The sequence below is a fragment of the uncultured Treponema sp. genome (assembly GCF_945873775.1).
In the GTDB taxonomy this organism is placed as follows: Bacteria; Spirochaetota; Spirochaetia; order Treponematales; family Treponemataceae; genus Treponema_D.
On sequence record NZ_CAMCEC010000003.1, the window covers coordinates 84,090 to 110,188 of the forward strand.

At 39.3% G+C, this 26,099-nt stretch carries 21 protein-coding genes, 1 tRNA gene and 1 pseudogene; 17 read left to right on the forward strand and 6 right to left on the reverse strand.

Annotated elements, in window-relative coordinates; genetic code table 11:
- The first annotated feature begins 2 nt into the window (after nt 1-2).
- The 6 genes and pseudogenes from earP to Q0N70_RS02795 all read left to right on the forward strand — a co-directional run bounded on the left by earP (nt 3) and on the right by Q0N70_RS02795 (nt 6,596).
- Nucleotides 3-1,193: an elongation factor P maturation arginine rhamnosyltransferase EarP gene (gene earP / locus Q0N70_RS02770; protein ID WP_294013546.1), complete on the forward strand. Its 1,191-nt coding sequence runs from the start codon at nt 3-5 to the stop codon at nt 1,191-1,193.
- A gap of 93 nt (nt 1,194-1,286) precedes the next feature.
- The gene (gene efp / locus Q0N70_RS02775; protein ID WP_273465922.1) at nt 1,287-1,859 is read left to right on the forward strand and encodes an elongation factor P; all 573 of its coding nucleotides are present in this window, start codon (nt 1,287-1,289) and stop codon (nt 1,857-1,859) included.
- 44 nt (nt 1,860-1,903) lie between these two features.
- A tRNA-Arg gene (locus tag Q0N70_RS02780) sits at nt 1,904-1,978 on the forward strand.
- A gap of 224 nt (nt 1,979-2,202) precedes the next feature.
- Nucleotides 2,203-4,062, forward strand: a pseudogene (locus Q0N70_RS02785) (phosphoenolpyruvate carboxykinase (GTP)); the annotation flags it as partial.
- Nucleotides 4,063-4,246: 184 nt separating this feature from the next.
- Nucleotides 4,247-4,792, forward strand: a complete 546-nt coding sequence (locus Q0N70_RS02790) for an NlpC/P60 family protein (protein ID WP_273465921.1) — start codon at nt 4,247-4,249, stop codon at nt 4,790-4,792.
- 139 nt (nt 4,793-4,931) lie between these two features.
- On the forward strand, nt 4,932-6,596 hold the full coding sequence (locus Q0N70_RS02795) for a Na/Pi cotransporter family protein (protein WP_273465920.1): 1,665 nt from the start codon (nt 4,932-4,934) through the stop codon (nt 6,594-6,596).
- A gap of 81 nt (nt 6,597-6,677) precedes the next feature.
- Here Q0N70_RS02795 and Q0N70_RS02800 read toward each other — a convergent pair whose 3' ends face one another.
- Nucleotides 6,678-6,992 carry a hypothetical protein gene (locus Q0N70_RS02800; protein ID WP_013702197.1) on the reverse strand — a complete coding sequence of 105 codons (315 nt, stop codon included), beginning with the start codon at nt 6,990-6,992 and terminating at the stop codon, nt 6,678-6,680.
- Between the two features lie 184 nt (nt 6,993-7,176).
- Between Q0N70_RS02800 and Q0N70_RS02805 the strand changes: the two genes are divergently transcribed.
- Nucleotides 7,177-7,467, forward strand: a complete 291-nt coding sequence (locus Q0N70_RS02805; protein ID WP_013702196.1) for an HPF/RaiA family ribosome-associated protein — start codon at nt 7,177-7,179, stop codon at nt 7,465-7,467.
- Between the two features lie 91 nt (nt 7,468-7,558).
- On the opposite strand, the gene Q0N70_RS02810 is transcribed toward Q0N70_RS02805, so the two are convergent.
- A complete protein-coding gene (locus Q0N70_RS02810) occupies nt 7,559-8,992 on the reverse strand; it encodes a hypothetical protein (RefSeq protein WP_294013563.1) in 1,434 nt (477 codons plus the stop codon).
- A gap of 109 nt (nt 8,993-9,101) precedes the next feature.
- Here Q0N70_RS02810 and Q0N70_RS02815 point away from each other — a divergent pair, with 109 nt between their 5' ends.
- Genes Q0N70_RS02815 through Q0N70_RS02830 form a run of 4 tightly spaced genes read left to right on the forward strand, consistent with a single transcriptional unit; the run spans nt 9,102 to nt 13,491 of the window.
- Entirely contained in the window at nt 9,102-10,421 is a 1,320-nt protein-coding gene (locus Q0N70_RS02815; RefSeq protein ID WP_273465918.1) for a DUF1015 domain-containing protein, read from the forward strand.
- 14 nt (nt 10,422-10,435) lie between these two features.
- Nucleotides 10,436-11,761, forward strand: coding sequence for an aspartate kinase (locus tag Q0N70_RS02820; RefSeq protein WP_273465917.1), 1,326 nt, complete (start codon nt 10,436-10,438; stop codon nt 11,759-11,761).
- A gap of 18 nt (nt 11,762-11,779) precedes the next feature.
- Complete coding sequence (gene dapB, locus Q0N70_RS02825) at nt 11,780-12,571, forward strand: 4-hydroxy-tetrahydrodipicolinate reductase (protein ID WP_294013567.1); 792 nt, start codon at nt 11,780-11,782, stop codon at nt 12,569-12,571.
- 47 nt (nt 12,572-12,618) lie between these two features.
- Nucleotides 12,619-13,491, forward strand: a complete 873-nt coding sequence (locus Q0N70_RS02830; RefSeq protein WP_273465915.1) for a LysM peptidoglycan-binding domain-containing protein — start codon at nt 12,619-12,621, stop codon at nt 13,489-13,491.
- Between the two features lie 32 nt (nt 13,492-13,523).
- On the opposite strand, the gene Q0N70_RS02835 is transcribed toward Q0N70_RS02830, so the two are convergent.
- From Q0N70_RS02835 to Q0N70_RS02850, 4 genes are all read right to left on the reverse strand, one after another.
- Nucleotides 13,524-14,879 carry an MATE family efflux transporter gene (locus Q0N70_RS02835; RefSeq protein ID WP_294013571.1) on the reverse strand — a complete coding sequence of 452 codons (1,356 nt, stop codon included), beginning with the start codon at nt 14,877-14,879 and terminating at the stop codon, nt 13,524-13,526.
- 49 nt (nt 14,880-14,928) lie between these two features.
- Complete coding sequence (locus tag Q0N70_RS02840) at nt 14,929-15,579, reverse strand: PolC-type DNA polymerase III (RefSeq protein WP_294013574.1); 651 nt, start codon at nt 15,577-15,579, stop codon at nt 14,929-14,931.
- Between the two features lie 61 nt (nt 15,580-15,640).
- Nucleotides 15,641-17,422: a phospho-sugar mutase gene (locus Q0N70_RS02845; protein WP_294013576.1), complete on the reverse strand. Its 1,782-nt coding sequence runs from the start codon at nt 17,420-17,422 to the stop codon at nt 15,641-15,643.
- Nucleotides 17,423-17,481: 59 nt separating this feature from the next.
- Entirely contained in the window at nt 17,482-18,681 is a 1,200-nt protein-coding gene (locus Q0N70_RS02850; protein WP_294013579.1) for an SAM-dependent methyltransferase, read from the reverse strand.
- 103 nt (nt 18,682-18,784) lie between these two features.
- Here Q0N70_RS02850 and Q0N70_RS02855 point away from each other — a divergent pair, with 103 nt between their 5' ends.
- The 6 genes from Q0N70_RS02855 (at nt 18,785) to ilvD (ending at nt 26,066) form a co-directional block, all read left to right on the forward strand.
- Nucleotides 18,785-20,137 carry an MATE family efflux transporter gene (locus tag Q0N70_RS02855; RefSeq protein WP_273465910.1) on the forward strand — a complete coding sequence of 451 codons (1,353 nt, stop codon included), beginning with the start codon at nt 18,785-18,787 and terminating at the stop codon, nt 20,135-20,137.
- An 89-nt stretch (nt 20,138-20,226) separates the two neighbouring features.
- On the forward strand, nt 20,227-20,982 hold the full coding sequence (locus Q0N70_RS02860; RefSeq protein WP_273465909.1) for a ParA family protein: 756 nt from the start codon (nt 20,227-20,229) through the stop codon (nt 20,980-20,982).
- Nucleotides 20,975-21,928: a ParB/RepB/Spo0J family partition protein gene (locus Q0N70_RS02865; protein WP_294013587.1), complete on the forward strand. Its 954-nt coding sequence runs from the start codon at nt 20,975-20,977 to the stop codon at nt 21,926-21,928. Before Q0N70_RS02860 ends, Q0N70_RS02865 begins: the two co-directional genes overlap by 8 nt.
- 27 nt (nt 21,929-21,955) lie before the next feature.
- Nucleotides 21,956-23,125, forward strand: coding sequence for a divergent polysaccharide deacetylase family protein (locus Q0N70_RS02870; RefSeq protein WP_294013713.1), 1,170 nt, complete (start codon nt 21,956-21,958; stop codon nt 23,123-23,125).
- A gap of 32 nt (nt 23,126-23,157) precedes the next feature.
- Entirely contained in the window at nt 23,158-24,195 is a 1,038-nt protein-coding gene (gene tsaD, locus Q0N70_RS02875) for a tRNA (adenosine(37)-N6)-threonylcarbamoyltransferase complex transferase subunit TsaD (protein ID WP_294013590.1), read from the forward strand.
- Nucleotides 24,196-24,374: 179 nt separating this feature from the next.
- On the forward strand, nt 24,375-26,066 hold the full coding sequence (gene ilvD / locus Q0N70_RS02880; protein ID WP_294013593.1) for a dihydroxy-acid dehydratase: 1,692 nt from the start codon (nt 24,375-24,377) through the stop codon (nt 26,064-26,066).
- The last annotated feature ends 33 nt before the right edge of the window (nt 26,067-26,099 follow it).

The window sequence follows — 26,099 nt, forward strand, 5'->3', positions numbered from 1 at the left end:
CTATGGAAATTACAGTTTTATGCAAAGTCGTTGATAATTTTGGCGACATCGGAGTTGTTTTTCGTTTATGCCGCGCGCTTTCCGAGCTGAAAAAAAATCTTGAAATCCGGCTTGTTGTAAGCAATCTTGATTCCTTTGCAAAAATTTCAAAAGACATAGATTCCGCAAAAACATTTCAGGAATTCTGCGGATGGAAAATTTTTGACTGGAACGACAATGAGCTTTGCAAAAAAGAATTTTCAATAAATCCGCCGGAATTTATTTTGGAATGTTTTCAATGCGGACGCCCGGAATGGCTTGAAGAAATTTTATTTTCGCCGCAGTTCAATTTAAATGTTCAAATTGTGAATGTTGAATATTTGACGGCTGAATCTTGGGCTGATGATTTTCATCTGTTAAAAAGCGGCACGCGTTCTGCAAAAATAAAAAAAATAAATTTCATGCCGGGATTTACAAAAAAAACTGGCGGCTTGATTTTGGATAAAAATTTCATGCGCTGCCTTTCCGAAAAAAAATATGCCTTGAATCTTGTAAAACAAAATCTTGATAAAAAAATTCTTTCCGAAGATTTTTCTACTTCATTTAAAATTCTTATTTTTTCGTATCCAAAAAATTTTGATTTTCTAGCTTCTGCAATAAAAGAATTTTCTCTTTTAAAAAAAGTTCTTGTTTTTGTTGCGCCCGGAGCTGGAGCGGATTCAGCAAAAAATTCCTTGGAAAAATTCAATGTCGATTTTATTTGCCTTCCGTTTATGCAGCAGGAAGTTTGGGACGCTTTTTTGTCGCTTATGGATTTTTCTTTTGTGCGCGGAGAAGATTCGTTTAGCCGCTGCTGTCTTTTGGGAAATCCGTTTGTATGGAACATTTATCCGCAGGAAGAAGAATTTCATATTGTAAAGTTGAATGCGTTTTTGCAAAGAATAAAAATTCCGCAGATTGAAAAATTTTCTTTTTTGTACAACAGAAATTTTGAAGTCAGCTGCTGTCCGGAAGCTTTGGAAATTCTTGAAGAAAAAAAACTTCCATCTGAACCTGAAAAAATAAATTCAGAAATGAAAACTGAAATTCTTTCCTTGTTGAAAAATTCTGAAAATTTGAAACCGGAATTTAAAAAGTTTTCCAATGAAATTTTAAAGAACGGAAATCTTGCGGAAAATCTTTTGAATTTCCTTGAAACAAAAATTCCGCGCTAAAGCAAATTTATTTTGCCTGCGTTTTGAAATGTTGCAATTTTATTTCAGTTCATATATAATCGAATAGCAAGTTTATTATCAAGGAAGTTTATTATGTTATCAACAAACGAAATTAAAGTTGGAACAGCTTTTATGTTTGAAGGCTCTCCTTTTATTGTTCAGAAAATGCTTGGTCAGAAAGCCGGACGTCAGGGAATTACAGTAAAGCTTCGTGTAAAAAATATTGTTACAGGCGGAACTCAGGATTTGGGTCTTGATGCTGGTGAAAAATTTGACGATGTTGACCTTGTAGAAAAAAATGTAAAGCTTTCTTATATCGATGGTGATGACTTTCACTTTATGGATCAGGAAACTTACGAAGACGTTATGCTTTCTAAGGAAGATTTGGGAGACAACGCTGGATACATTTCTCCAGATGATGATTATGATGTAACAATCACATATTATGAAGGAAAGCCAGTTGGCGTAAAGCTTCCTATTAACGTTGTTCGCGTAATTACATACTGCGAGCCAGGAATCAAAGGAGACACTTCTGGAAAATCTTTGAAGCCTGCAACTCTTGATACGGGAATGGAAGTAAGAGTTCCTTTGTTCTGCAACACAGATGATAAAATCGTAATCGACACAAGAGATGGTTCATTTGTAGAAAGAGCAAAAGACAAATAATTTGTTTTTCCAAAGGACTGATTTTCTTTCCTTTGGAATGCCATGACCCCCTAGCTCACTATGGATAGAGCGACAGCCTCCTAAGCTGTAGGTAGCGAGTTCGAACCCCGCGAGGGTCAAAGATATGCTTTTAAGATTCAAGGCAGTTTTACGCTGCCTTTTTTGTTTTTAAATCAAGTTTTTATAAAATTCAATTGATAAGAAAAAATTATAGATTTTGCAAAATTAATATAAACTTCTTTTTCTTGTCTCTATTGAAAATCATCAGAAAAAAAAGTATATTTATTCTATATGGAATCAGAAGGCTTAAAGCTATTTCAATTCTGACTCTAAGCATAGGAGTAATCGAATGACAGTTAATGACATCAAACATGCCAAAATCAAGGCATGGATTGAAGAATGTGTTAAGATGTGTGAGCCGGACAATGTTGTTGTTTGCGATGGTTCTACAGCCGAATATGACCGCCTTATGAAAAAATGCGTAGATGCAGGTCTTGCAACTCCGCTTGCCAAAAAGCCCAACAGCTTCCTTTTCCGCTCTCTTCCGAGTGATGTTGCCCGTGTTGAGTCACGCACGTTCATTTCTTCTGTAAAGGAAGAGGATGCCGGTCCTACAAACCACTGGATCGATCCTAAAGAGCTCAAGGCTACAATGAAAGGCCTTTACACAGGATGTATGCACGGACGCACAATGTACGTCATTCCGTTCTGCATGGGACCTCTCGGCTCACCGATCGCAAAATACGGAATCGAGCTTACAGACTCTGAATACGTTGTTCTTAACATGGACATTATGACACGCGCCGGCGAAAAAGTTTGGGAATACTTCGGTACAGACGGAGACTTTGTTCCATGTCTTCACTCAGTCGGAAAGCCGCTCAACAACGGCGAGAAAGACAACGGTGTCTGGCCTTGCGCAGATGTTGAGCACAAATACATCAGCCAGTTCCCGGAAGAACGCCTTATCTGGTCTTATGGTTCCGGATACGGCGGAAACGCTCTTCTTGGAAAGAAATGTTTCGCTCTCCGCATTGCAACTGTAATTGCACGCGAAGAAGGCTGGCTTGCTGAGCACATGCTTATCCTTAAGCTTACAAACCCTGAAGGAGAAGTTAAATACGTTACTGGCGCATTCCCTTCTGCATGTGGAAAAACAAACCTTGCAATGCTTATTCCTACAATTCCTGGCTGGAAAGTTGAGACAGTCGGTGATGATATTGCATGGATGAAATTCGGAAAAGATGGTCGTCTTTACGCTATCAACCCGGAAGCAGGATTCTTTGGCGTTGCTCCGGGAACATCTGCTGAATCTAACAAGAACGCTCTTGAAGCTGCTTCAAAGAACACAATCTTCACAAACTGTGCTCTTACAGAAGACGGAGATGTCTGGTGGGAAGGAATCGGTTATCCAGCAAAAGGCAAGCTTGTTGACTGGAAAGGAAACACACGCGACGCTCTTCCAAAAGACAAGTCTCCTAAGGGTGAAGAATTCGCTCATCCGAACGCACGCTTTACAGCACCTGCAAAACAGTGTCCTTGTATCGCTTCTGACTGGGAGTCCCCTGAAGGTGTACCAATCAGCGCAATCCTGTTCGGTGGACGCCGCCCGTCAACTGTTCCGCTCGTACACCAGAGCCGCAACTGGAATCACGGTGTATTCCTTGGATCTATCGTAGGTTCAGAAATCACAGCCGCTTCTACAATCGATGCTTCTCAGGTTGGAAAAATCCGCCGCGACCCATTCGCAATTCTTCCATTCTGCGGATACAACATGGGCGACTACTTCCAGCACTGGATCGACGTTGGCAACGCTGCTGCTGACAAGGACAAACTTCCTAAGATTTTCTATGTAAACTGGTTCCGCAAGGACGAAAACAACAAGGATCTGCCAGGCGGATTCATGTGGCCGGGATACGGCGACAACAGCCGCGTTCTTGCATGGATTTTTGACCGCTGCGACGGAAAAGACAACTACGTTGACACACCAATCGGATTCATGCCAAAAGAAGGTGCTCTCAACCTTGACGGTCTTGCAGACGTTTACAAGGCTCAGATTCCTGCAATCACAGCAGTTGACAAGGAAGGCTGGCTCAAGGAATGTAAAGACATCCGCGAAAACCACTATCCAAAGTTCGGCAAACATCTTCCAAAAGAACTTTCAGCTTGCTTGGATGATTTGGAATCACGTCTTAACAAAGCATAACAACCATGCTAGTTTGCTGAAAGGCAAACGATAGGTCTATCCCGCTGGAATTTCTTCTGGCGGGATTTTTCGTTTTCTTTGTGTTTTATTATACCGTTGCAATATTTATGTTTCGTGTTATAATAAACCATTCAAATCTTAATTTTATCAACCCCGTAAAATACTATACACGAGGGGGGTAGAAATGAAAAGCAAATTTATATTTGCTCCTTTTTTGTTCTGTTTTGCCATTGTGTTTGTTTCCTGCAATTTTAACAATGATTCCGATGATACTACTGAAATAGACTGCCCTGCGGAAATTGCTTCCCGCGCGTTCCGATTTGCTGAATTGTACAAAGATTCTGATACGGTTTATGAGCTGGGCGGTCAAGCTCCAGTCCGTTCCGCTATTGCCATAGACTGCTCGGGGCTTGTCGTGATGTGCTACAAGTACGCAATGGTCGATACAAAATATTCTTTGCCTGTTTCGGACATGACGGCGGCTTATATGTGCGAAAGTGCTTCGTCTCACGTTTCTCTGGAGCAAATGCGGCAGGGCGATTTGATTTTCATGGGCGAGGCGGATTCTTCCATTGTGTCGCATATCGCGCTTTTTGACCGACTGGAAAACGGCAATGTCTATTTTATCGACAGCACGGAAAAAGACGACATCAGCGGTGTTACTTGCCGATATTATGCCGCCACTGATTCGCGCTTTAAGTCGTTCGGCGTGATGAGAATTCAATATTGATGGAAAACAAATTCTTCAGATTCCGCTGGAATTTTTTTCAATATGATTTTTTTGAAAAATAGGCACTCTTTCAATTTTAAATTTTACTGCTCTTAACTTTTTGCTTTAAATTCGTGGTGTTTTTCTGTATAATCGGCTTATGAGCATTTCGAGTATATTGTCTATATTCCTTCAGTTTTTTGGCAGTCTTTGTTTTCTTCTTTTTGGAATGAAAATGATGAGCGATGGAATCCAGAAGTCTGCGGGAGATAAACTTCAGGCTGCTCTTCATCTTATGACAGGAAACCGTTTTACCGGATTTTTTACAGGCTGTTTTTTGACTATGATAATTCAGTCTTCCGGGGCTACAACTGTCATGGTTGTTTCTTTTGTAAACGCCGGGCTTATCGAGCTAAGCAAGTCGATTGCCGTGATTTTGGGTGCGAATGTTGGAACAACGATAACGGCTTGGATTGTTGCTATATTCGGCTTTAATTTTCAAATTTCAGCATTTGCAATTCCGCTTTTTGGCATTGGCTATCTTTTTACAGTTATAAAGAAAATAAGAAATCCGGGGCTTGGCCAGGCCATTATGGGATTTGGAATTCTTTTTATTGCGTTGCAGTGGCTTTCAAGCACAATTTCGCTTAATTCAGGCTCAATGAATTTTCTTCCTGCCTTGCAAGACAAAGGAATTTTTAGCTATCTTATTGCTTTTGTAATCGGAATTTTTGTTACTGCAATGATTCATTCTTCTTCCGCTATGACGGCGATTGTAATTACAATGGCATACAACCAGATTCTTACTTGGCAATTTTCCGCGGCAATTATAATCGGAAGCAACGTCGGTTCGACTATAGATTCTGTTATGGCTTCGTTCGGGGCAAACGCAAATGCAAAGCGCACAATGCTTGTTCATGTTTTGTTTAATTCGTTTACAGCAATTGTCGCCTTGATTTTTATAAAGCCGTTTACGCAGTTTGTGGATTTAATTGTTCCGGGAACTGTTACAGAAAATATTACAATGCACATAGCGATGCTTCATTCAATGTTCAACATAATCGGCTCGCTTTTCTTTATGCCGTTTGTGAATCCTCTTTGCAAGCTTACGCATATTCTTATAAAAGACGACAAAACTTCACTTCCTTCTATATATAAGTTTGAATTTCCTGAACGCGCCGCGCATGAGTCTCCTACAATTCCTGTTGTTTCAGCGCAAATGGAAGTAAGGCGTATGGCTGATATTTCTGTGCAGATGTTTGACAGGCTTCAGTACGGGCTTACTGATTTGTCCGGGCGTTTTGCTGTGGATCATTACGACAATCTTGTGCGCGAAGAAGATTACCTTGACCAGATGCAGGAACAGCTTACAAAGTATCTTTTAAAATGCGCCCAGCTTGATATTGATGACAAGCTCCGTGAAAATATCAATGTAATGATTTCGATTACAGGTGAACTTGAATCTATGTCTGATGATTGTTTGAGCATCGGCGTTTATCTAAAGCGCATAACAGAAAAGCATTACGTATTTAAGAAAGAAGATTTTGACCGCCTGATTCCTTATCTTGAGCTTGCACGGCAGCTGCTTCAGTTTATTTACAAAAATATCAACAAGGCTCTTTCAAAAGAACAGCTTGATTTTGCGAATGAACTTGAATCCCAGATTGACGCAGAACGCAAAGCCTTGAAAAAAATAGCGCGCAAACGACTTGAAGATGGTGCGGATGTAAAGGCCGAGCTTTTGTACATGGATTTAGTGCGCCAGATAGAAAAAATAGGCGACCGTTGCTTTAACATTGCCGAACAGCTTGCACTTACAAAATAAAAAAGGCTGCCTAAGAACATTATGAAGTTTAATTCATTATGCGTTTTTGGCAGCCAATTTGCTATAAATAAATTTTAGTTATTATTTATAGCTGATAGCAATTCCGCTCATGTTGTAACTGTTGAATGTAAAAATAAGGAACACTGTTTTCTTTGCGTCAACTTTTACATTTACAACGTCATCGCATTCAGGGTACTTTTTCTTTGCTTCTGCATAAAGCTTGCTGTAGCCAGAATTTGTGGCTGAAGATTTTACTTCTACACGTCCAAGAACTTCATAGCTTTGCGCATCACCTGGAAAAGCTCCTGCATCACTAAGTGGTGTCATAGAAATGCAGCCTGTTAGTGTTGCCGCTAAAATCAGCATAGACAACAATAAACCTACTCCTTTTTTCATATTTACCTCCAGAAAAATGGGATATTTTATTGTACCCCCCCCGGGGATTCTGTCAAGTGTTTTTTATAAAAAAAACTTTTCTTTGCTTTTTGGAATATTCCGTAGTATAATATTAGTGTAATCTTAAAAAGATTGCGGCGGCAGTTTGCTGCGGAATTTAAATATATTTATTAGGAGAAAAACTATGACAAAATCAATATCTGCACAGGGCTTTACTTTGGATTCAGACCAGACAGCTCTTATCAACAAAAAACTGGAGCGCATAAGCTACGCTGAAAATCTTATCGTTGACTTGATTATGCACGTAAAGGAAGATAAAAAATTCTATTTTGATACAACTGTTAACTTTAGATGGGGCGGAAATGCTCATGTTACAGGCGATGACTTTGACTTTGCGGCTGCGCTCAACAAAATGATGGATGTCCTTGATACAAAAATCAAGAAAGAAAAAGATAAGGTTCAGGAAAAAAAATAATTTTTCTTTTAAGGAAAGAATCTTTTTCAAAAAAGTAGTTTCTTTATTTGAACTTTAAAACAATTCGGGCTGTCTAAAATGGCAGCCTTTTTTATTGCCTGTTGTATGAAGAATCTATGCTGAGTCTGCTTCTGTATTTTGCAACTGTTCTGCGCGCAATTTTTATTCCAGATTTTTCTAGCTCTTCTGAAAGTTTTTGGTCGCTCATTTTTTTTCCGACGGAAGAGTTCAATATTTTTTTTAGCTCTGCTATTGCTTTGTCTTGGCTTATTGTTTTGTTTTTTTTGCTTGCGGCGTTTGTGAAAAAATATTTTATGTCAAAAAGTCCCCATTCACATTGAAGAAATTTGCTGTTTGCCATTCGTGAAATTGTTGTTTCGTGGACTTTAAGTTTGTCCGCAATGTCTTGCTGTCTTAAAGGAACCAAGTTGCCTTGTCCGTAAAGAAAAAAATCAGTTTGAATCCGCACAATTTCTATGCAGGCCTTTAAAAGCGTGCTTTGCCTGAATTCCAAAGTATCTAAAAAATCTTTTGCTTTTTTTATTTCAGTTTTTATTGATGAAGAATTTTTTGCATTGTTTTTTGCAAGCTTTAAAAATTCCGGGTTTATTGAAATTTGCGGGAAGTTGTCTTTTGCAAGCCTCACGTTCCAGGAATTTTTTCCGTTCGTAACAATGTTATCTTCAATTTGATTTTCTTGAAATCCTTCTTGAATTTTTTCCACGTAGACATCAGGAGAAATAAAATGAATTTCTTTTGTGCTGAAATTTCGCGCAGGAAAAGGATCTAGCGTCCGTATAAAATTAATTGCTTTTTCCACATCTTGAATTGTAGGATTTAAATTTAGATACTTTTCATTTTGGGAATTTGCAAAAAGTTTTTTCTGTTCTAAAAGATATTCTTGAATTTTCTGGAGAACTTTTTCAGGACGAGGCGGATCAAGGAATTTTAGTTTTCCGTCTAAAATAAAAATTGCAAGAAGCGGCGCATTTTCTTTTTGTTCTGCCTGCACAAGCAAGCTTTCTTCTGTGTTTGTAACGCACACTCCGCAAGGCTCTAGCTGTCTTACAATTCCAATGCATTTTTCCAAAAGCCCCGGCGTTTGCAGTTTGTCTTTTTTGTCAAGAAGTGAAATTGGCGCAAGAATATAAAATCCTTTTGCGTCAAGATTGTAAATGAGTTTTTCGCATAAAGTTTTTTCAGTTGCGCCAAGACGCATTGCATTCAGCTGGGACAAAAGATGTTCCTGCAAAGATTCACGTTCATCCGCTTTTGCTTCAAGTGCCGCCTGAAAATTTTCACTTGCTTCTTCGCCGCTTGCAGTTGCTGATGATACTTTTGTTCCGTCCCAGTTTGATCTGTCTTTTGTTATGACCAGCGCAGGATTTTCTTCCGCAGCTTTATAGATTTCTTCAGTCAAATCTTTTGAGTTCATGGCTAAAAGTTTTAATGCCTGAATTTGCTTTTGGCTCATTATTTGAATTTGAGACTGAATCTGTCTTTGCTGAAATTCTAATCCTGTCATTGCTTAATTATAATTTCAATTTGCAGAAAATTCAATTTTGCTTTTGAGCTTGCCAAATCTTTTGTTTTCTCTTATGGCTAAAACTGAAAAATATCTATATAATTTTTTTATGGAAAATTTTGAGCAGTTTGGAATACAAATCCCAGAAATTCTTTTGCCTAGAAAAAAGGATTTAAAGACTTGGTGCGTTGTGGCGTGCGATCAGTATACGCAGGATTTTGATTATTGGAAAAAAACACAAGAAATTGCTGGTGATTCTTCTTCAACTTTGAATTTGATTTTGCCGGAAATTTTTCTTTCTTCTCCAGATAAAAAAGAGCGAATAGAAAAAATCCGCCAGACAATGAAAAAATATCTTGATGAAAATATTTTTGATTCGCCTGAAAAAGAATTTATTTATGTTGAACGAAAAACTTGCTACGGAAGAATTCGCCGCGGTCTTGTTGTTGCGATTGATTTGGAAACTTATGAATGGAAGCCGTTTTCAAAAAGTTTAATCCGTGCCACGGAAGCTACTATTCCAGAAAGAATTCCAGTACGAAAAGAAATTAGAAAAGACGCGCCGCTTGAGCTTCCTCACATTATGCTTTTGGTAAACGATCCTGAACATTGTCTTATAGAACAGGCTGGCAGTGAGGCTAAAAAAAATCCGCCGGTTTATGACGGAGACTTGATGATGAATGCCGGGCATATTTCAGGCTGGGCTGTAAAATCAAAAGAGGCATTTGAAAAAATTTTTTCTGCGCTTGAAAAATTAAAAAGAGAAAATTCTGACGGCGATGGAAATTCTTTTTTGTTTGCTGTTGGAGACGGAAATCATTCTTTGGCAACTGCAAAAGCTGTTTGGGATGAATGCAAAAATTCTGATTCGCCAGATTTAAATGCGCGCTATGCTCTTGTTGAAATTGTAAATATTTATGATTTTGGTTTGACTTTCGAGCCGATCCATCGTGTGCTTTTTAATTGCAATGCTTTCAAATTGATTTCTTTTTTAAATGAAAAACTTAACGGAGAACTTGTAGAAGAAACAAGTGAAACTTCTTTGGAAAAAAATGTAAAAAATTTCAAGGCAGATTTTGGCTTTGTTTTTAAGGAAAATGAAAAGCAAAAATATTTCAGAATAAAAACAAAAATTCAAGAGCTTGCAGTCAGCCGTCTTCAGCCGTTGCTTGATGAATTTATTTCCTGTAACAAAGAAATTGAAATTGACTACATTCATGGTAATGAAGAAGTTTTTAGGCTTGGCGCGCAGAAAAACGCAGTTGCAATTCTTCTTCCTCCAATTGCGAAAGATTCGTTCTTTGAAACAATTTCTATCCGCGGACCTTTGCCTCGAAAAAGTTTCAGCATGGGAGAAGCCAGCGAAAAAAGATTCTATCTTGAGTGCCGAAAACTTTTTTCAGCCGATAGACTTTCAGTTAATCCTTAAGTATAATCGTTGCTATGATCGTAATGAAATTTGGCGGAAGCTCAGTTGCAAACGCTGACCGCATTAAACATGTAGCCGAAATAATTCAGGCATATAAGGATGAACGTCCCGTTGTTGTTTTAAGCGCAATGGGAGACACAACAGATCATCTTCTTGAAGCTGCTGACATGGCAGTTAAGGGAACTGTTGACATTGAAAAAATTGAAAAGCTTCATATTGAAACAGAACAAAAACTTGGTGTTTCTGTTCCAGAAATAAAAGAATTGCTTGCTGAATTGAAAACGCTTCTTACTGGAATAAGCATGCTGCATGAACTTACAAAACGCACCAGAGATTATCTTGTGTCTTTTGGCGAACGTATGTCCGTGCGCATGATGTCAGCTTATCTTTGTTCTCTTGGAACTGAAGCGAAAGCATTTGATTCTTGGGACATTGGATTTGTGAGCGATTCAAATTATATGGCGGCTGAACTTCTGGATGAAGTCTGGCAAAATATTCCGAAGCATCTTGACGGATATAAAAATGGAACATCAGATGAAATTCCTATAGTAACTGGTTTCATTGCTAAAGATAAAAACGGAATCATAACAACTCTGGGACGCGGCGGAAGCGACTTGAGCGCAACAATGATTGGCGCGGCAATGCGGGCAAAAGAAATTCAGACTTGGAAAGATGTTGACGGAATTATGACAACAGATCCTCGCATTGTAAAAGAAGCCCGCCCTGTTGACGAAGTAACTTATGAAGAAGCTCAGGAACTTGCAATGTTCGGAAGCCAGGTTCTTCATCCGCGCAGCATGATTCCTTGCAGAAAAACAGGAACTCCTGTCCGCGTAAAAAACAGCTACAACATAAAAAGCCGCGGAACTCTTATTGTTGAAGAGCACACTGGAATTCGTCCTCTTGTTACAGCAATTACAAAAGTAAAAAATGTAACGCTCATAGATATTCAGTCTAGCCGTATGCTTGGGGCTGCCGGATTTCTTGCGCATATTTTCAATCAGTTTTTAAAATGGAATATCAGCATTGACGTGATTGCGACTTCCGAAGTTTCTGTAAGCTTGACTGTAGATGGAAAAACAGATTTGGCAGGACTTATTGAAGATTTAAAGCGAGTTGCTGATGTCAACGTTAAAACAGGCAAGGCTATTGTTACAATAATTTGCGACGCTTCAAGATCCAGCGTGATTATTGCAAAGGCATTTGACGGACTTTCAAAAGAAGGAATAAATGTTCAGATGATAAGCCAAGGAGCAAGCAAAGTTAACATAAGCATGCTTGTAGATACAGAGCAGGCAGATAAAACTGTTGAAGCAATTCATTCAGTTCTTTTTGCCTGATTTTTGGGAGGATTAATAATGAAAATTGCATTGGTTGGATATGGAAAAATGGGACACATGCTTGAGCAGTCCGCATTGTCGCTTGGACATTCAGTTGTGTCTACAATCGATGTTTTTGCGCCAGATGCCAAAGTGAAAATTTCCGCAGGGGACAGCAAGGCTCTTGCAGATGCAGTTGACTCTAGCGGCGCAGATGGAATAATTGAATTTACTCATCCGTCTTCTGTTCTTGAAAATATAAAGACGCTTCTTCCTTTGAAAATTCCTATGGTGGTTGGAACTACAGGCTGGAATGACAAAAAAGATGAAGTTGCTTCTCTTGCTGCAAAGTGCGGCGGAACAATTATGACAAGTGCGAATTTTTCCATTGGCGTTAATATTCTTTATAAAATTGTAGAAGATGCCGCTCGTCTTGCAAATAAATTTTCTGAGTATGACGCTGCGATTTGGGAAATGCATCACAATCAAAAAGCTGATAGTCCTTCTGGAACTGCGCTTGAAATTGCAAATCATTTGCTTTCTGAATTCAAAAGAAAAAATTCAATTGTAACAAATGAGTTCAAGGAAAAGCCTTTGCCGAGCCAGCTTCATGTTTCTTCTACGAGATGCGGTTCAGTGCCGGGAACACATAAAGTTTTCTTTGACTGCGAAGCTGATACAATTGAAATTACGCACACAGCAAGAAGCCGCAAGGGATTTGCAAACGGAGCAGTTCACGCTTTGGAAAATCTTTCTTCCATGTTGAAAGAAGGCAGACTAAAGCCCGGCGCATTATACGGCATGAATGATGTTTTTCCTGAATTGTTTTAAAACTTTAAGGTAATTTTTTTTCATAAATCAGCCGATAAACTAACGGTATGATTATGACTAAAAAATTTGAATATAGAAAAAATATTTTGTTTCTTTCAATTCTTTTTTTGACTGTCTGTTTTTCTTTTGCAGAAACTCATACAGTCGAAAAGGGAGAAACTTATTATTCAATCAGCCGCAAATATGGAATTTCTGTGGATCAGCTTTGCGCTGTAAATAATCTTACAGTAAACGATGTTTTAAAAGTTGGACAGAAACTTTCAATTCCAGAAAAAAACACTGAAAAAAATTCTTTGCCTTCAGTTTCATCTTCGAAAAATCCATCTAATGCAGAAAGAAAATTTGACACATACACAGTTCAAAAAGGCGATACTTTTTATAGAATTGCAAAAGTGAATGGAATTTCTGTTGAAGAACTCAAGTCCTTGAATAATCTTGATTCCGATACAGTTTTAAAAGCCGGACAGCGTCTGAAAATTCCTGTTACAATTGTTGATACTTCGGCATCTCTTCCTAGCTTGCCTTCAAGTGATCCTCGCAAATATTCAGAGAAAAAAGGCGATTCAAGTTTGACTTGGCCTGTAAAAAATCCGACTGTAACTTACATGAACGGAAAAGTCAGCGGCGTTCAGCTTAGCGCGCAGAAAAATGAAAGCGTAACTGCAATCCGCGCGGGAACGGTTATGTATGTTGGAAACTACAGAGGCTACGGGCAAGTTGTTTTTGTTCAGGCGAAAACTGGGCACATTTATGTTTATTCAGGGCTCGGCTCTATAAAAGTCCGCAAAGGCGATTATGTTGTGTTTGGCGATTCTTTGGGAACAGCGGGAACAGACAGCATAAAAGGCACAACGCAGATTTGCCTTATGGTTTTTCAAAAGTCAAATCCTATTGATCCTGCAAAGGCTCCAAGAGGCTAGCTTTATTCGCCTGCCTCTTTTTAAAACTAAAACTATAGCTTGTCGAGCATTGTCTTTTTTATTCTGTGCATAAAAAATGCAGAAAGGCTGATTGCAAAAATTTCAGCAACAAGAAAGCAGAACCAGACGTTTTCAAGTTTTCCAGTGCGCGAAAGAAAATACGCCACAGGAAGCAAAACAACTATCTGTCTTACAAAAGAAACAGTCATGCTTAAAAAAGATTTTCCTAAAGCTTGAAAAGTTGATCCAAATGTAATTGCGATTGCCGCTCCAATAAAACTTGGCGCGATAATTCTCATTGCCGTGCATCCGATTCCAAGCATGTGTTCGCTTGCCTTGAAAAGCATTAAAAGTTCCGCTGGAAAAAGTTCAAAAATTACAATGCCGAATATCATAATTGAAACTGCAATTAAAATTGTTGACTTTACAGTTTTCTTGATCCGCTCTGCGTTTCCTGCTCCGTAGTTGTATGAAACAATCGGAACCATTCCAGTTGTAAGTCCGAATACTGGCATAAAGATAAAGCTATTCAGTTTAAAATAAACTCCATAGACTGCGATTGCTGTTGCGGAAAAAGTTCCAAGAATTAAATTCATTCCGTAAGTTGTAACAGAATTTATAGACTGAAGAAGAATTGAAGGAATTCCGATTTTATAAATCTGGCCGATTATCAGAGAGTTCGGTTTGAATCCTTTTAGTTTAAAATGTATGTCAGGATTTTTTTTCAGATTGAAATAAAGCGAAACTGCCGCAGAAAAAATTTGCCCGATGACTGTTGCCCATGCCGCGCCTGCCATTCCCATTTTAGGAAAAGGACCGATTCCAAAAATCATAAGAGGGTCAAGAATTATATTTGTGATTGCTCCAACAAGCTGTGTTATCATCGTGTAAAATGTTCTTCCTGTTGCCTGCAAAAGTCTGTCCGACATTGTTGAAACAAAAAGCGCGAACGATGCCATTGTTATTATTTTTAAATATTCGCTTCCGAATTGAATAATCTGTCCATCGCTAGTCTGTGTTTTTAAATAAGGCTTTGTAAAAAGAAATCCAAGAATAAAAAAAACAATAAAACTACAAACTGAAAGGAAGAGTCCGTTCATGGCGATTTTGTTTACGGCATCGCTGTCTTTTTGTCCAAGCTTCATTGCTAGAAGCGCATTTACACCGATTGCTGTTCCTATTGAAACTGCAATCATCAGTGTTTGAACAGGAAATGCAAGCGATATGGCAGTCAGCGCATTTTCATTTATCTGCGCAACAAAAATGCTGTCAACGATATTGTAGCACGCCATTACCAGCATTGAAAGCATAATTGGCAATGACATATTTAAAAGAAGTTTTGTTACAGGCATTACGCCCATTTTGTTTTCTCTGATATTTTCTGACATTCGCCAATGTTATATTAAATTGTTTTTTTTATCAATTAGTATTTTTGCTTTAGAACAATTCTGCCTGAATCGGATTTCTTTTGATTTTGTTCATTGAAAAATTTTTTTGCCTGTCCATTGTGTCGCTTATTATCCGCTTGAAAATTTCCATGCACAGCCTTGCATCGTCGTTTGCGCGGTGAGCGGCTTTTGCTTCTATTCCGAATCTTTTTGCTAGGCTTTGAAGTTTGTACTGGCCTTTTTCCTGTTCCTTTATGAAATCAGGATACGCCCATCTTGAGGCATTCAATGTGTCTATGCAGACGTTTGGAAGTTCTGGATGATTAAATCTTTTTAGCTCTGAATTTACAAAGCCCAAGTCAAACTGCGCGTTGTGCGCTACAAGAACTGTTTCTTTTCCACCTAAAAAATTTAAAAACTGCGGGACGGCTTCTTTTGCGTCTGGACAGCATGAAATCATTTCGTCTGTAATGTGTGTAAGGTCTTTTATGAACTGAGGAAGTTCTATTGGCGGCTTTATTAAAATATCAAACGGTTCTCCGATAAGTCCGTCGCAGTTGAATTTTACAGCGCCGATTTCTATTATGAATTCTTTTTCAGCTTTTAATCCTGTGGTCTCTGTGTCAAATGCTACAAAAGTTTTTCCTGAATAAAATTCTTTTGCGAGATTTCTAAAACTGTTGAAGATTTTAAATGCCATAAGTTGAAAAAAAACGGCATCCGCAAAATCATTACGGATACCATTGTTGTTTTTTTTAGATTCAGCCTGCTGCGTTAAGAACTGCGTTTATTTCTTCTGAAATATCTGAGCAGAGTTTGTCGGCGGCTTTCTTTGCTTCTTCCAAGGCTTCGTCTGTTTTTGCAGAAACAGGAACTGTGCTGTTTATGTAGAACTTAATCTTTGGTTCTGTTCCGCTTGGACGCGCGCTTACAATTGTTCCGCCTTCAAGAACGAACTGAAGAACATTGCTCTTTGGCCACGGAAGACTTTCTTTTACAGACGGATTTGCTGGATCAAAAGCAACCTGCTGCTGGATGTCGCGGATTTTTACAACTTTCTTTCCGCCAAGAGAAGTAAGTCCTTCTGTGCGGAGCTTTGTCATGATTCCGCCCATGATTTTTGGACCTTGTACTCCAGGGAAGTATTTGCTGATTGCGCGGTCTTCAAAAAGTCCGTATTCCTTGTACATATCGTTCAAATGTTCAAGAAGCGATTTTCCTTTGCTTGCCCAGTAAAGAGTCATTTCTGCGCACATTGCGGCAGCCGAAATTCCGTCCTTGTCGCGTACTTCTGTTTCTACAAGATAACCGTAGCTTTCTTCAAGTCCGAATACGTAGTTTCCGCTTCCGTCTTTTTCCATCTGGCCTTCATCATAAGCAATCCACTTGAAGCCTGTAAGACATTCTTTTACAACTACGTTGTATTTTTTTGCAATTGAATCAACGAAAGGTGAAGTTACGATTGAACGGATAAGAACTGGTTTTTCCGGCATCTTGTTGAATTCTTTTTTTGAAAGAAGAACATAGTCTGCAAGAAGCGCGCCCATCTGGTTTCCTGAAACAAGAACGTATTTTCCGTTTTTGTCTGGGAATGCAGTTCCGAATCTGTCTGCGTCCGGGTCTGTTGCCATTACAACATCAGCTTTTTCTTTTTCTGCAAGTTCAACTGCCATTTTAAGTGCTGGAGCTTCTTCTGGGTTTGGCTTTTCTACTGTCGGGAAGTCGCCGTTTCCTTCACGCTGTTCTGGAACTGTGATTACATTCAGTCCAAGGTCTCCAAGAACTTTTTCAACGTGCATTGCGCCTGTTCCGTGGAGCGGAGTGTATACAACTTTTACGCTGCTTGCTTTTTCTTTTATAAGCTCAGGACGATAGAGGTTTGACTTTATCATTGCCTGGAATTTGTCATCAATTTCCTTGTCTATTAAAACAATTTTTCCTGACTTTACAGCTTCGTCTTTTTCGATAAGCTTTACTTCTTTTACTGCGTTGACTTCATCGATAATTCCCTTGTCATGTGGTTCAACAACCTGCGCGCCGTCGTCCCAGTAAGCTTTGTAGCCGTTGTACTGTGGTGGATTGTGGCTTGCAGTTACAACAACGCCAGTTTTGCATCCAAGAATTCTGATTGCATAAGAAAGTTCTGGAGTAGGGCGAAGCGAAGTGAAAAGGTATGCTTTGATTCCGTTCGCTGCAAAAACTCTTGCGGTGATGTCAGAAAATTTATCGTGGTTGTGGCGGCTGTCATAAGCAACACATGCGCTCAATGTGCCGTTTTTTGCTTCTTCTGGAAATGCCTTGATTAAATAGTTTGCAAGACCTTGAGTTGCTTTTGAAATGTTGAGTGTGTTCATGCGGTTTGTTCCGCCGCCCATTACGCCGCGAAGTCCGCCTGTTCCAAATTCAAGGCTCTGATAGAAACGGTCTTCCAGTTCAGCCATGTCTTTTTTTGCAACTAAATCTTCAACTTCCTTGCGGAAAGAATCGTCTTTTTCTTCTGCAATATATTTTGCAGCTCTTTCAAGTATTTCTTTCTCTTCCATAATATCTGCTTCCTTTTATTGAAAAATTAACTAAGTCTAACATAGTTGATTTTTTTTTTCTATAGCTCTGATTCTTTGCTCAAAAGTTTTTCAAGTGTTTGGGAACATCCAAGCTCTTTAAACAAACTTTTCATTCTGATTTTTGCTTCCTGGCTTTTTAAATTGCCTGACTGTTTTTTTACAGCGCGGATTAAAATGTTTTTTGGAGTGTGGCTCATGTCGATGAATTCCAAAAGCTGAACTGTGTATCCGCATTGCTCAAGAAGTTCTGCACGGATTGCATCAGTTGCAATTGCTGCAAGCCGTTCACGTAAAATTCCAAATCTTTCAATTGAAGCGAACGGACTTTCTGATTTGATTTTTTGTTTTTCGAGCTGGCTGTTTATTTCGTGTTGGCAGCAAGGAACTGAAAGAATTGCTTTTGCATTATGTTTAACCGCATAGTCGAGCGCGAAGTCTGTTGCTGTGTCGCAGGCGTGAAGTGTAATTATGATGTCTGGAGTTTTTTCAGATGAATAGTCTGCAATGTTTCCCACTTTGAATTCAAGATTTTTGCATCCAAGTTTTTTTGCAAGCGAATCGCAGTTTTTTATTACGTCTTCTTTTAAATCAAGTCCTGTTATGCAGACAGGAATTTTTTTCAGTTCAGTCAAAAAATAATAAACTGCAAAAGTTAAATAAGATTTTCCTGAGCCGAAGTCAACAATTCTTAGCGGATTTCCCTGACTGTAAGAAGCTCCATTTAGATTTTCAATGTTTTCAATTATGTCGTTTATAAATTCGAGGAATCTGTTTATTTGCCGGAATTTGTCATATTTTTGCGCGACAACTTTTCCGTCTTTTGTCATAACTCCAAGTTCAACTAAAAACGGAACTGGAATTCCTTCTTGCAAAATATAATTTTTTATTCGGTTGAAATTATTTGAAAACTTTTGTTCCGCTGAAAAATTTTTTGCTGCTTTTCTGAAAACTTTTATTTCGCCTTTTTTATTTGCCATTGTTGTAATTTCTTCTGTATCCGTTTTTACAATGCAATTTTTAAAAGCTGTTCCTGCGTGCTTTTCAATAAATTCCCGCGCTTGCTCTGCAGTGAAACTTTTTTGAAACGCCTGCTTTTCTGTAAAAAATTCAGGTTGAAATTCATTTTGCTTTTTTGCGGAAGGAGATGGGTTTTTCCAGATCCGGATTTTTATATAAGGCTTGCCAAAAATTTCCGGGCAAGTTTTTGATGGCTTTGAAAATACTGCGCTTAAAATCATATTTTTATATTAGCACAAACATTTGTTTTTGAGGATAGCGCATTTTTTATGACCTTTACATTTTTATTATAAATGATATATTTCTACAGAAAGGGTTACAAAGATGTCAGTTAAAAAAGATTTTTCTGAAGGTCCGCTTTTAAAAAATATTTTGATTTTCAGTTTGCCTCTAATTTTTACAAATCTTCTCCAGACTTTTTTCAATATGACTGATATTGCGGTTTTGGGACGTTTTGCAAGTCCGTCTTCTGTTGGCTCGGTTGGTTCTACGGTAATTCTTGTTTTTTTATGCACAGGAATTCTTATTGGATTTGGTTCTGGCGTTAACGTCATTGTGGCGTTTTTTATAGGCGCAAAAAATGACAACGACATTTGCGAAACTGTTCATACTTCCGCGGTTGTTTGCCTTGTTGCGGGATTCATTGTCGGTGCCGCCGGAATAATTTTTTCCCGTTCCGTTTTGAACTTGATGAGCACAAAGCCAGTTCTTATTGAAGACGCGGTTTTGTACTTTAGAATTTACATGGTTGGACTTCCTGCTCTTGCTTTTTATAATTTCGGAAATGGAATTCTTAGCGCGGAAGGAGATACAAAGTCGCCTTTGCTTTTTCTTTTTATTTCTGGAATTTTCAATGTTGTGCTGGATTTGCTTTTGGTTATTCATTTTAAAATGGATATTGCCGGAGTTGCAATTGCAAGCGTTGTCGCGCTTTATGTTTCAGCATTTCTTGTTTTTATAAAACTGCACAGAAAAAATGATTCTCTTGCGCTGCGTTTTTCCAAGCTTAAAGTCAATAAATCGAAATTTGTTCGGCTTTTAAAAATTGGAATTCCTGCTGGAATGCAAAATGCGATTTTTGGATTTGCAAATCTTTTTATTCAGATTGGAGTTAATTCTTTTGACGCTTCTATGGTTGTTGCAAATTCCGCAGCTTCAAATTCAGATCCGCTTGTCTATAATGTTATGAGCGCATTTTATGTGGCTTGCTCAACTTTTATAGGCCAGAATTATGGAGCTGGAAAAAAATCCAGAGTTTTAAAAAGCTATTTTATAAGTCTTGCGTGCTCGTTCTTTTTTGCGTTGTTCTTAGGTCTTTTGCTTTTTGCGTTTGGAAGAAATTTTATTTCGATTTTTATTTCAGATCCTGCGATTGTGGAACTTGGAATGAAGCGGCTTTCGATAATGGCTTGCTCTTATTGCATTTCAGCATTTATGGATTGCACTATTGCGGCTTCACGCGGACTTGGTCAGACTTCCGTTCCGACTGTAATTGTTATTCTTGGTTCATGTGTTTTTAGAATCGCATGGATTTTTACCGTGTTTGCATATTTTAAAACAATTGAATCTCTTTATTTGCTTTTTGCTTTTTCCTGGACGATTACCGCTGCGGCAGAAATTTTTTATTTTGCAAAACTTTACAAACAGAAGTTTTCAGTTTCCGCATTAAAAGCGTAGCAATAAATTTTTTTTCAATTTTATCGGAAGTTTGAAACTGGCGCATATTAATTGAAAATTATTACTATATAATCTATAATGGTTTAATCATGGGAAAGGTATTTGTTTTTGTTAATCAGAAAGGTGGCGTTGGCAAGACTACATCTGCTATAAATATCGGGGCGTATATTGCTGTTGGCGGAAAAAAAGTTCTGCTTGTTGATTTTGACAGCCAGGGAAATATGTCTAGTGGCGTTGGAGTCAGCAAAAAAAAGCCTACTATTTATGAGCTCCTTGCCGGTCAGTCCACTATTGACGAAACTATAAAACATTCTGGTGTAAAAAATCTTGATGTCATAAGCGCGTCTATTGATTTGTCTGGCGCGGCGATTGAACTTGTAGATCAGGAAAACCGCGAATACTTTTTAAAAAACGCCCTTGCTCCTGTCCGTGAAAAATACGATTACATTCTGATTGACTGTCCGCCTTCCCTTGGAATTCTTACATTGAACGGACTTGCCGCCGCAGATGCTGTTCTTGTTCCTATGCAGTGCGAATATTTTGCGCTTGAAGGAATCACTCTTCTTTTGCAGACAGTAAAAAAAGTTCAGGAAAGCATAAATAAAAATCTTGTAATCGGCGGAATATTTTTTACGATGTATGATTCCAGAACTCGTCTTGCGCAAGATGTTGTTATGCAAGTAAAAAGCTATTTCAAAGATGTTGTTTTCAATACAATTATTCCGCGCAATGTAAGGCTTTCAGAAGCGCCTTCACATGGCGAGCCGATTTGCATTTATGATCCGAATTGTGTTGGCGCAAAAAGCTATCAGAGACTTGCAGAAGAGGTAATCAGCCGTGGCTAAACATCAGGGATTGGGAAAAGGTCTTGGCGCCTTGATGCAGGAAGCTGATTTGTCCGAGGAAGTTTCCGAAAATGGAGTTCAGCTTAAGGAAAGTGCGTCTCCTGTAAATTTAGATCTTCCGGCTGGAATTTCTTCTGACGAAAACGGAACGCTTTGGGTTGACCCGGCTCTTTTAAAGCCAAATCCTCGTCAGCCGCGAACTTACTTTGATGATGAAAAACTTGCTGAGCTTACAGAGTCAGTGCGCAAGGAAGGAATTCTTTCGCCAGTTATAATAGAAGATGCAAACGACGGAACATTTTTTATCATTGCTGGTGAACGCCGTACCCGCGCAGCCAAAGCCGCAGGCCTTAAAAAAATTCCTGTTCAGCTTAGAAAATATTCAGAGCAAAGAAAACTTGAAGTTGCGCTTATAGAAAATATTCAGCGTACAGATTTGAATGCGTTGGAAGAAGCCCAGGCTTATTATGATTTGATGGAGCTTGGAAACTTGACGCAGGATCAGGTTGCGGAGCGTGTTGGAAAAAACAGATCTACTGTTGCAAACTGCCTTCGTCTTTTAAAGCTTCCGGAAGATATTCAAAAAGCTCTTGTTACAGATTCAATTTCTTCTGGACACGCGCGCGCCATTTTGAGCTTGGAAAATGATTCTGACAAGCGGATTCTTTTTGGAAAAATAATTGGACAGGGACTTTCTGTAAGGCAGTCTGAAAATATCGCCAAGGAAATGAAAAGCGGAATTCCTTCAGCTGCAAAAACTGATTTTAAACCAGAACAAAAAAAAGATCCGAATCTTGCAGCTCTTGAGCAAAAGCTTATTGAGCGGCTTGGAACAAAAGTTCAGTTGAAAGGCGGATTCAGCAAGGGAACAATTTCTATAAATTATTTTTCTTCTGAAGATTTGGACCGCATTTTTAATTTGATTGTGCCAGACGCAAACTTGTAGTTTTGCTAAAATTATTTCTTGATAAAAATGTCTGCAAAAAAACAAAACAGGAAAAGAACTGCAAAAAAAAGAACTCCTCGTAAAAAAAAGCCAAAGATAATTCTTGACAATAAAAGTGTTATGCTTTTGTCTGCATCGATTATTTTTTTGTGCGCAGTTTTTCTTTCCATGGCTTTTGTTTTTTCATCTCCCAAAAAAGAAAAGCAGCCAAATGCTACAAATGTTGAGCAGCCAGTTTTGCATCAGGAACAAAAAGTCAAGTCTGCTGAAAAAAATAAAATTTCAGAAAATGTAAACCAGCCGAAAAAGGTTCAGCCTGAAAAAAAGGAAACTGTTAAAAAGCCAGTTGAGATTCAGCCTGAAGTAAAAAAAGTTCCAGTTGAGAAAAAAACTGAAGAGAAAAAGCCGCAGCCAATTTCCAAGCCGGAAGTAAAAAAAGAAGAACCTAAAATTGCTTCTGTGAATCCGCCTGCAAAAAAAACTGAAGAAATAAAAATTGAAAAATATTCAATTCCGCCTGCAAAAAATGGAGCGACGCTTGTTTTTATAATTGATGACGGCGGATACGACACTTACAATTTAAAGCTTTACACAAGTCTTCCTTTTCCAATTGCGATTGCGGTTCTTCCAAAGCTTGCGCATTCAAAAGACTGTGCAGCTATCGTAAGAAATTCGGGACAGGAACTTATGCTTCATCAGCCAATGCAAGCCCAGAATTTAAAGCTTAATCCAGGTGAAGGCGCGATTTTGCCCGATATGTCTTTGAGCGAAGTTTATAAACAGGTTTCAGAAAATATTGCGGAAATCGGACCAATAAAAGGTCTTAACAATCATGAAGGTTCTCTTATAACTTGCGATGTTATGAAAATTGGTGCGGTTCTTGATGCGGTTCTTGACAATGGAATTTTCTTTGTGGATTCCAGAACTTCCGCGCAGACAAAAGCTCCTCAAGCCGCATTGGAACGAGACATGAAAATTCTTGAGCGTGATGTTTTTATAGACGACATAATTTCTAAAGATGAAATGCTTGCTCAAATTTACCGCGGACTTGGAATTGCAAATAAAAATGGAAAAGTTATAATGATTGGCCACGTTGATAAATCTGCAAAAATTCTTCCGCAGCTTTTAAATGATATGTATCCATATTTAAAGCAGAAAGGATACAAGTTCGCTTTTCCTTCGCAGATTCAAAAATAACTTTACTTGGAATGTAATGTATTGGAGTATATATGAAAGTTCTTGGAATAGAATCTTCTTGTGATGAAACTGCCTGCGCAATTGTTGAAGACGGCAGAAAAATTTTAAGCAATGTTGTTGCAACGCAAATTCCTTTTCATCAGATTTATAAAGGCGTTGTGCCAGAAATTGCAAGCCGCAAGCATGCTGAATGGATTCTTCCAGTTGTAAGACAAAGCCTTGAAGAAGCTCATTTGAATCTTGATGAAGTTGATGCGATTGCCGCTACAAATCGTCCAGGGCTTATGGGCGCGCTCTTGGTTGGACTTACTTTTGGAAAAACTTTGGCATGGGCTTCTGGCAAACCTTTTATCGCTGTAAACCACATGCTTGGACACATGTATGCTGCTCATCTTGAAAATGACATTCCTTATCCGTACATTGGGCTTTTGGTTTCCGGCGGACACAGCATTATTTCAAAAGTGAATGGCTTTGACGACTTGGAAATTTTAGGAACTACAATTGATGACAGCGTTGGAGAAGCGTTTGACAAGGTTGCAAAATATTATGACTTGGGTTATCCGGGAGGAGTTATAATTGACAGGCTTGCTAAAAACGGAAATCCAGATGCGTTCAGTTTTCCTCTTCCAAAACTTGATAAAGGAGAACATCGTTATGATGTTTCTTTCAGCGGACTAAAAACTGCCGTAATCCATCAGGCTGATATGTTTTTAAATTCAGGATTTGAAAAGTCAGTTGAAAATATCGCGGCGTCTTTTCAGGAAACTGCTTGCAGAACTTTGGTTTCAAGATTGCTTAGGGCGGTGGAAGACACAGGGCTAAAAACTGTTGTTGCAGGCGGAGGTGTTGCTGCAAATTCACGGCTTAGGGCAATGCTTGCTGAACATAAAGAAATAAACTGCATTTTTCCTCCTTTAAAATTATGCGGAGACAATGGCGCGATGATTGCCGGCGTTGCGTATCATTTTCTTAAGCGAGGAGAAACTAGTCCGCTGAATACAACAGCTTGTGCAAGGATTCCGCAGTTTAAAAGAGGACTTGCAAATCTTGAAGCATTTGGAAGAAGATAAATTCGTACGCTGAAATTCAGTTTGTCTTTTAAAAACGCTCTGACTTTTACAAATCTGTATATTTTTGTATAATAGAAATTAGTTTCAAAAATCGTTTGGCTTTTGAAGCTCTTTTATATAGAAAAATACATTTTAAAACTTTTGATTTTTAAAGAAAGTTTTTATACCGAGGTTCGACTATGACAAAAAAATCTGACAATGCCTGCAGGGGAACAGCACGCGCGCCGCACCGTTCTCTTTTTTATGCTTCCGGCTACACTGATGAGGAATTGGATCAGCCGCTGGTTGGTGTTATTTGCGCAAAAAATGAACTTATTCCGGGGCATATTGAGCTTGATCGGATTGCGGAGGCTGTTAAGGCCGGCGTCAGGATGGCTGGTGGAACTCCGATTGAATTTCCGGCGATTGGCGTTTGCGACGGAATTGCGATGGGCCACGAGGGAATGAAATATTCGCTTGTTACACGCGAGCTTATTGCCGACAGCGTTGAATGTGTTGCAAAGGCTCATCAGTTTGACGCTCTGGTTATGATTCCAAACTGCGACAAGATTGTTCCGGGAATGCTTATGGCTGCCGCTCGTCTTGATTTGCCGACTGTTTTTGTTTCCGGCGGTCCGATGATGCCGGGGCATCTTCCGGGAAACGATGCTTCAAATCCTTATTCCGGCAAAAATCTTTCGCTTACAGATATGTTCGAGGCTGTCGGCGGTCTTGCTGTCGGAAAAATCACTGAGGAGCAGCTTAAGGAAATGGAGCACAGGGCTTGTCCGGGTTGCGGCGCTTGTTCTGGAATGTTCACTGCAAACTCAATGAACTGTCTGACTGAAGTTTTGGGACTTGGTCTTCCTGGAAACGGAACAATTCCTGCTGTTACCGGTGAACGAATTGCTCTTGCAAAGCACGCTGGTATGGCTGTTATGAATTTGTATAAGAAAGGAATTACTGCCCGCCAGATGATGACAGGTGAGAATTTCCGCAATGCGCTTACAGCGGATATGGCGCTCGGATGTTCTTCCAACACAATGCTGCACGTTCCTGCGATTGCGCACGAAGCTGGAATTGACATTGACCTGCACGAAGTTAATAAAATTTCAGAAAGAACTCCGAACCTTTGCCATCTTGCACCGGCAGGACACACTTTTATGTGCGAGCTTGATGATGCCGGCGGTGTTCAGGCTGTTCTTGCTGAACTTGCAAAAAAGAATCTTATAAATACATCTTTGATTACCGCTACAGGAAAAACAATCGCCGAAAATATTAAAGGCGTAAAAAACAGGAATCCTGAAATCCTGCGCCCGATTGAAAATCCGTTCAGCGACAACGGCGGAATTGCGATTTTGTTCGGAAATCTTGCGCCAAACGGAACTGTTGTAAAACGTTCAGCTTGCGCCCCGGAACTTATGCACCATACAGGTCCGGCCCGCGTGTTCAACGACGAAAGCGAGGCGATGGAGGCTGTTCAAAAGTCAAAGATTAAGCCGGGCGATGTTGTAGTAATCCGCTACGAAGGTCCAAAAGGCGGTCCTGGAATGCGTGAAATGCTTGCGGTTACAGCGGCACTTGCAGGTCAGGGCTTGGACAAGCAGGTTGCGCTCATTACAGATGGACGTTTCAGCGGAGCTACACGTGGCGCGTCGTTGGGACATTGTTCACCGGAAGCGGCTGTTGGCGGTCCGATTGCGCTTGTTGAAGAAGGCGACAAAATCACTTTGGACATAAACAACTACAAAATCCATCTTGAAGTAAGCGACGAGGAACTTGCCGCCCGAAAAGCAAAATGGGTTGCCCCGGAGCCAAAAGTAAAAACCGGCTATCTTGCCCGCTACGCTAAGCTGGTAAGCAGCGCAGACAAAGGCGCGATATTACAGTAGAATAATTGTGCGAGTTTGCGAAAGCAAACTCGA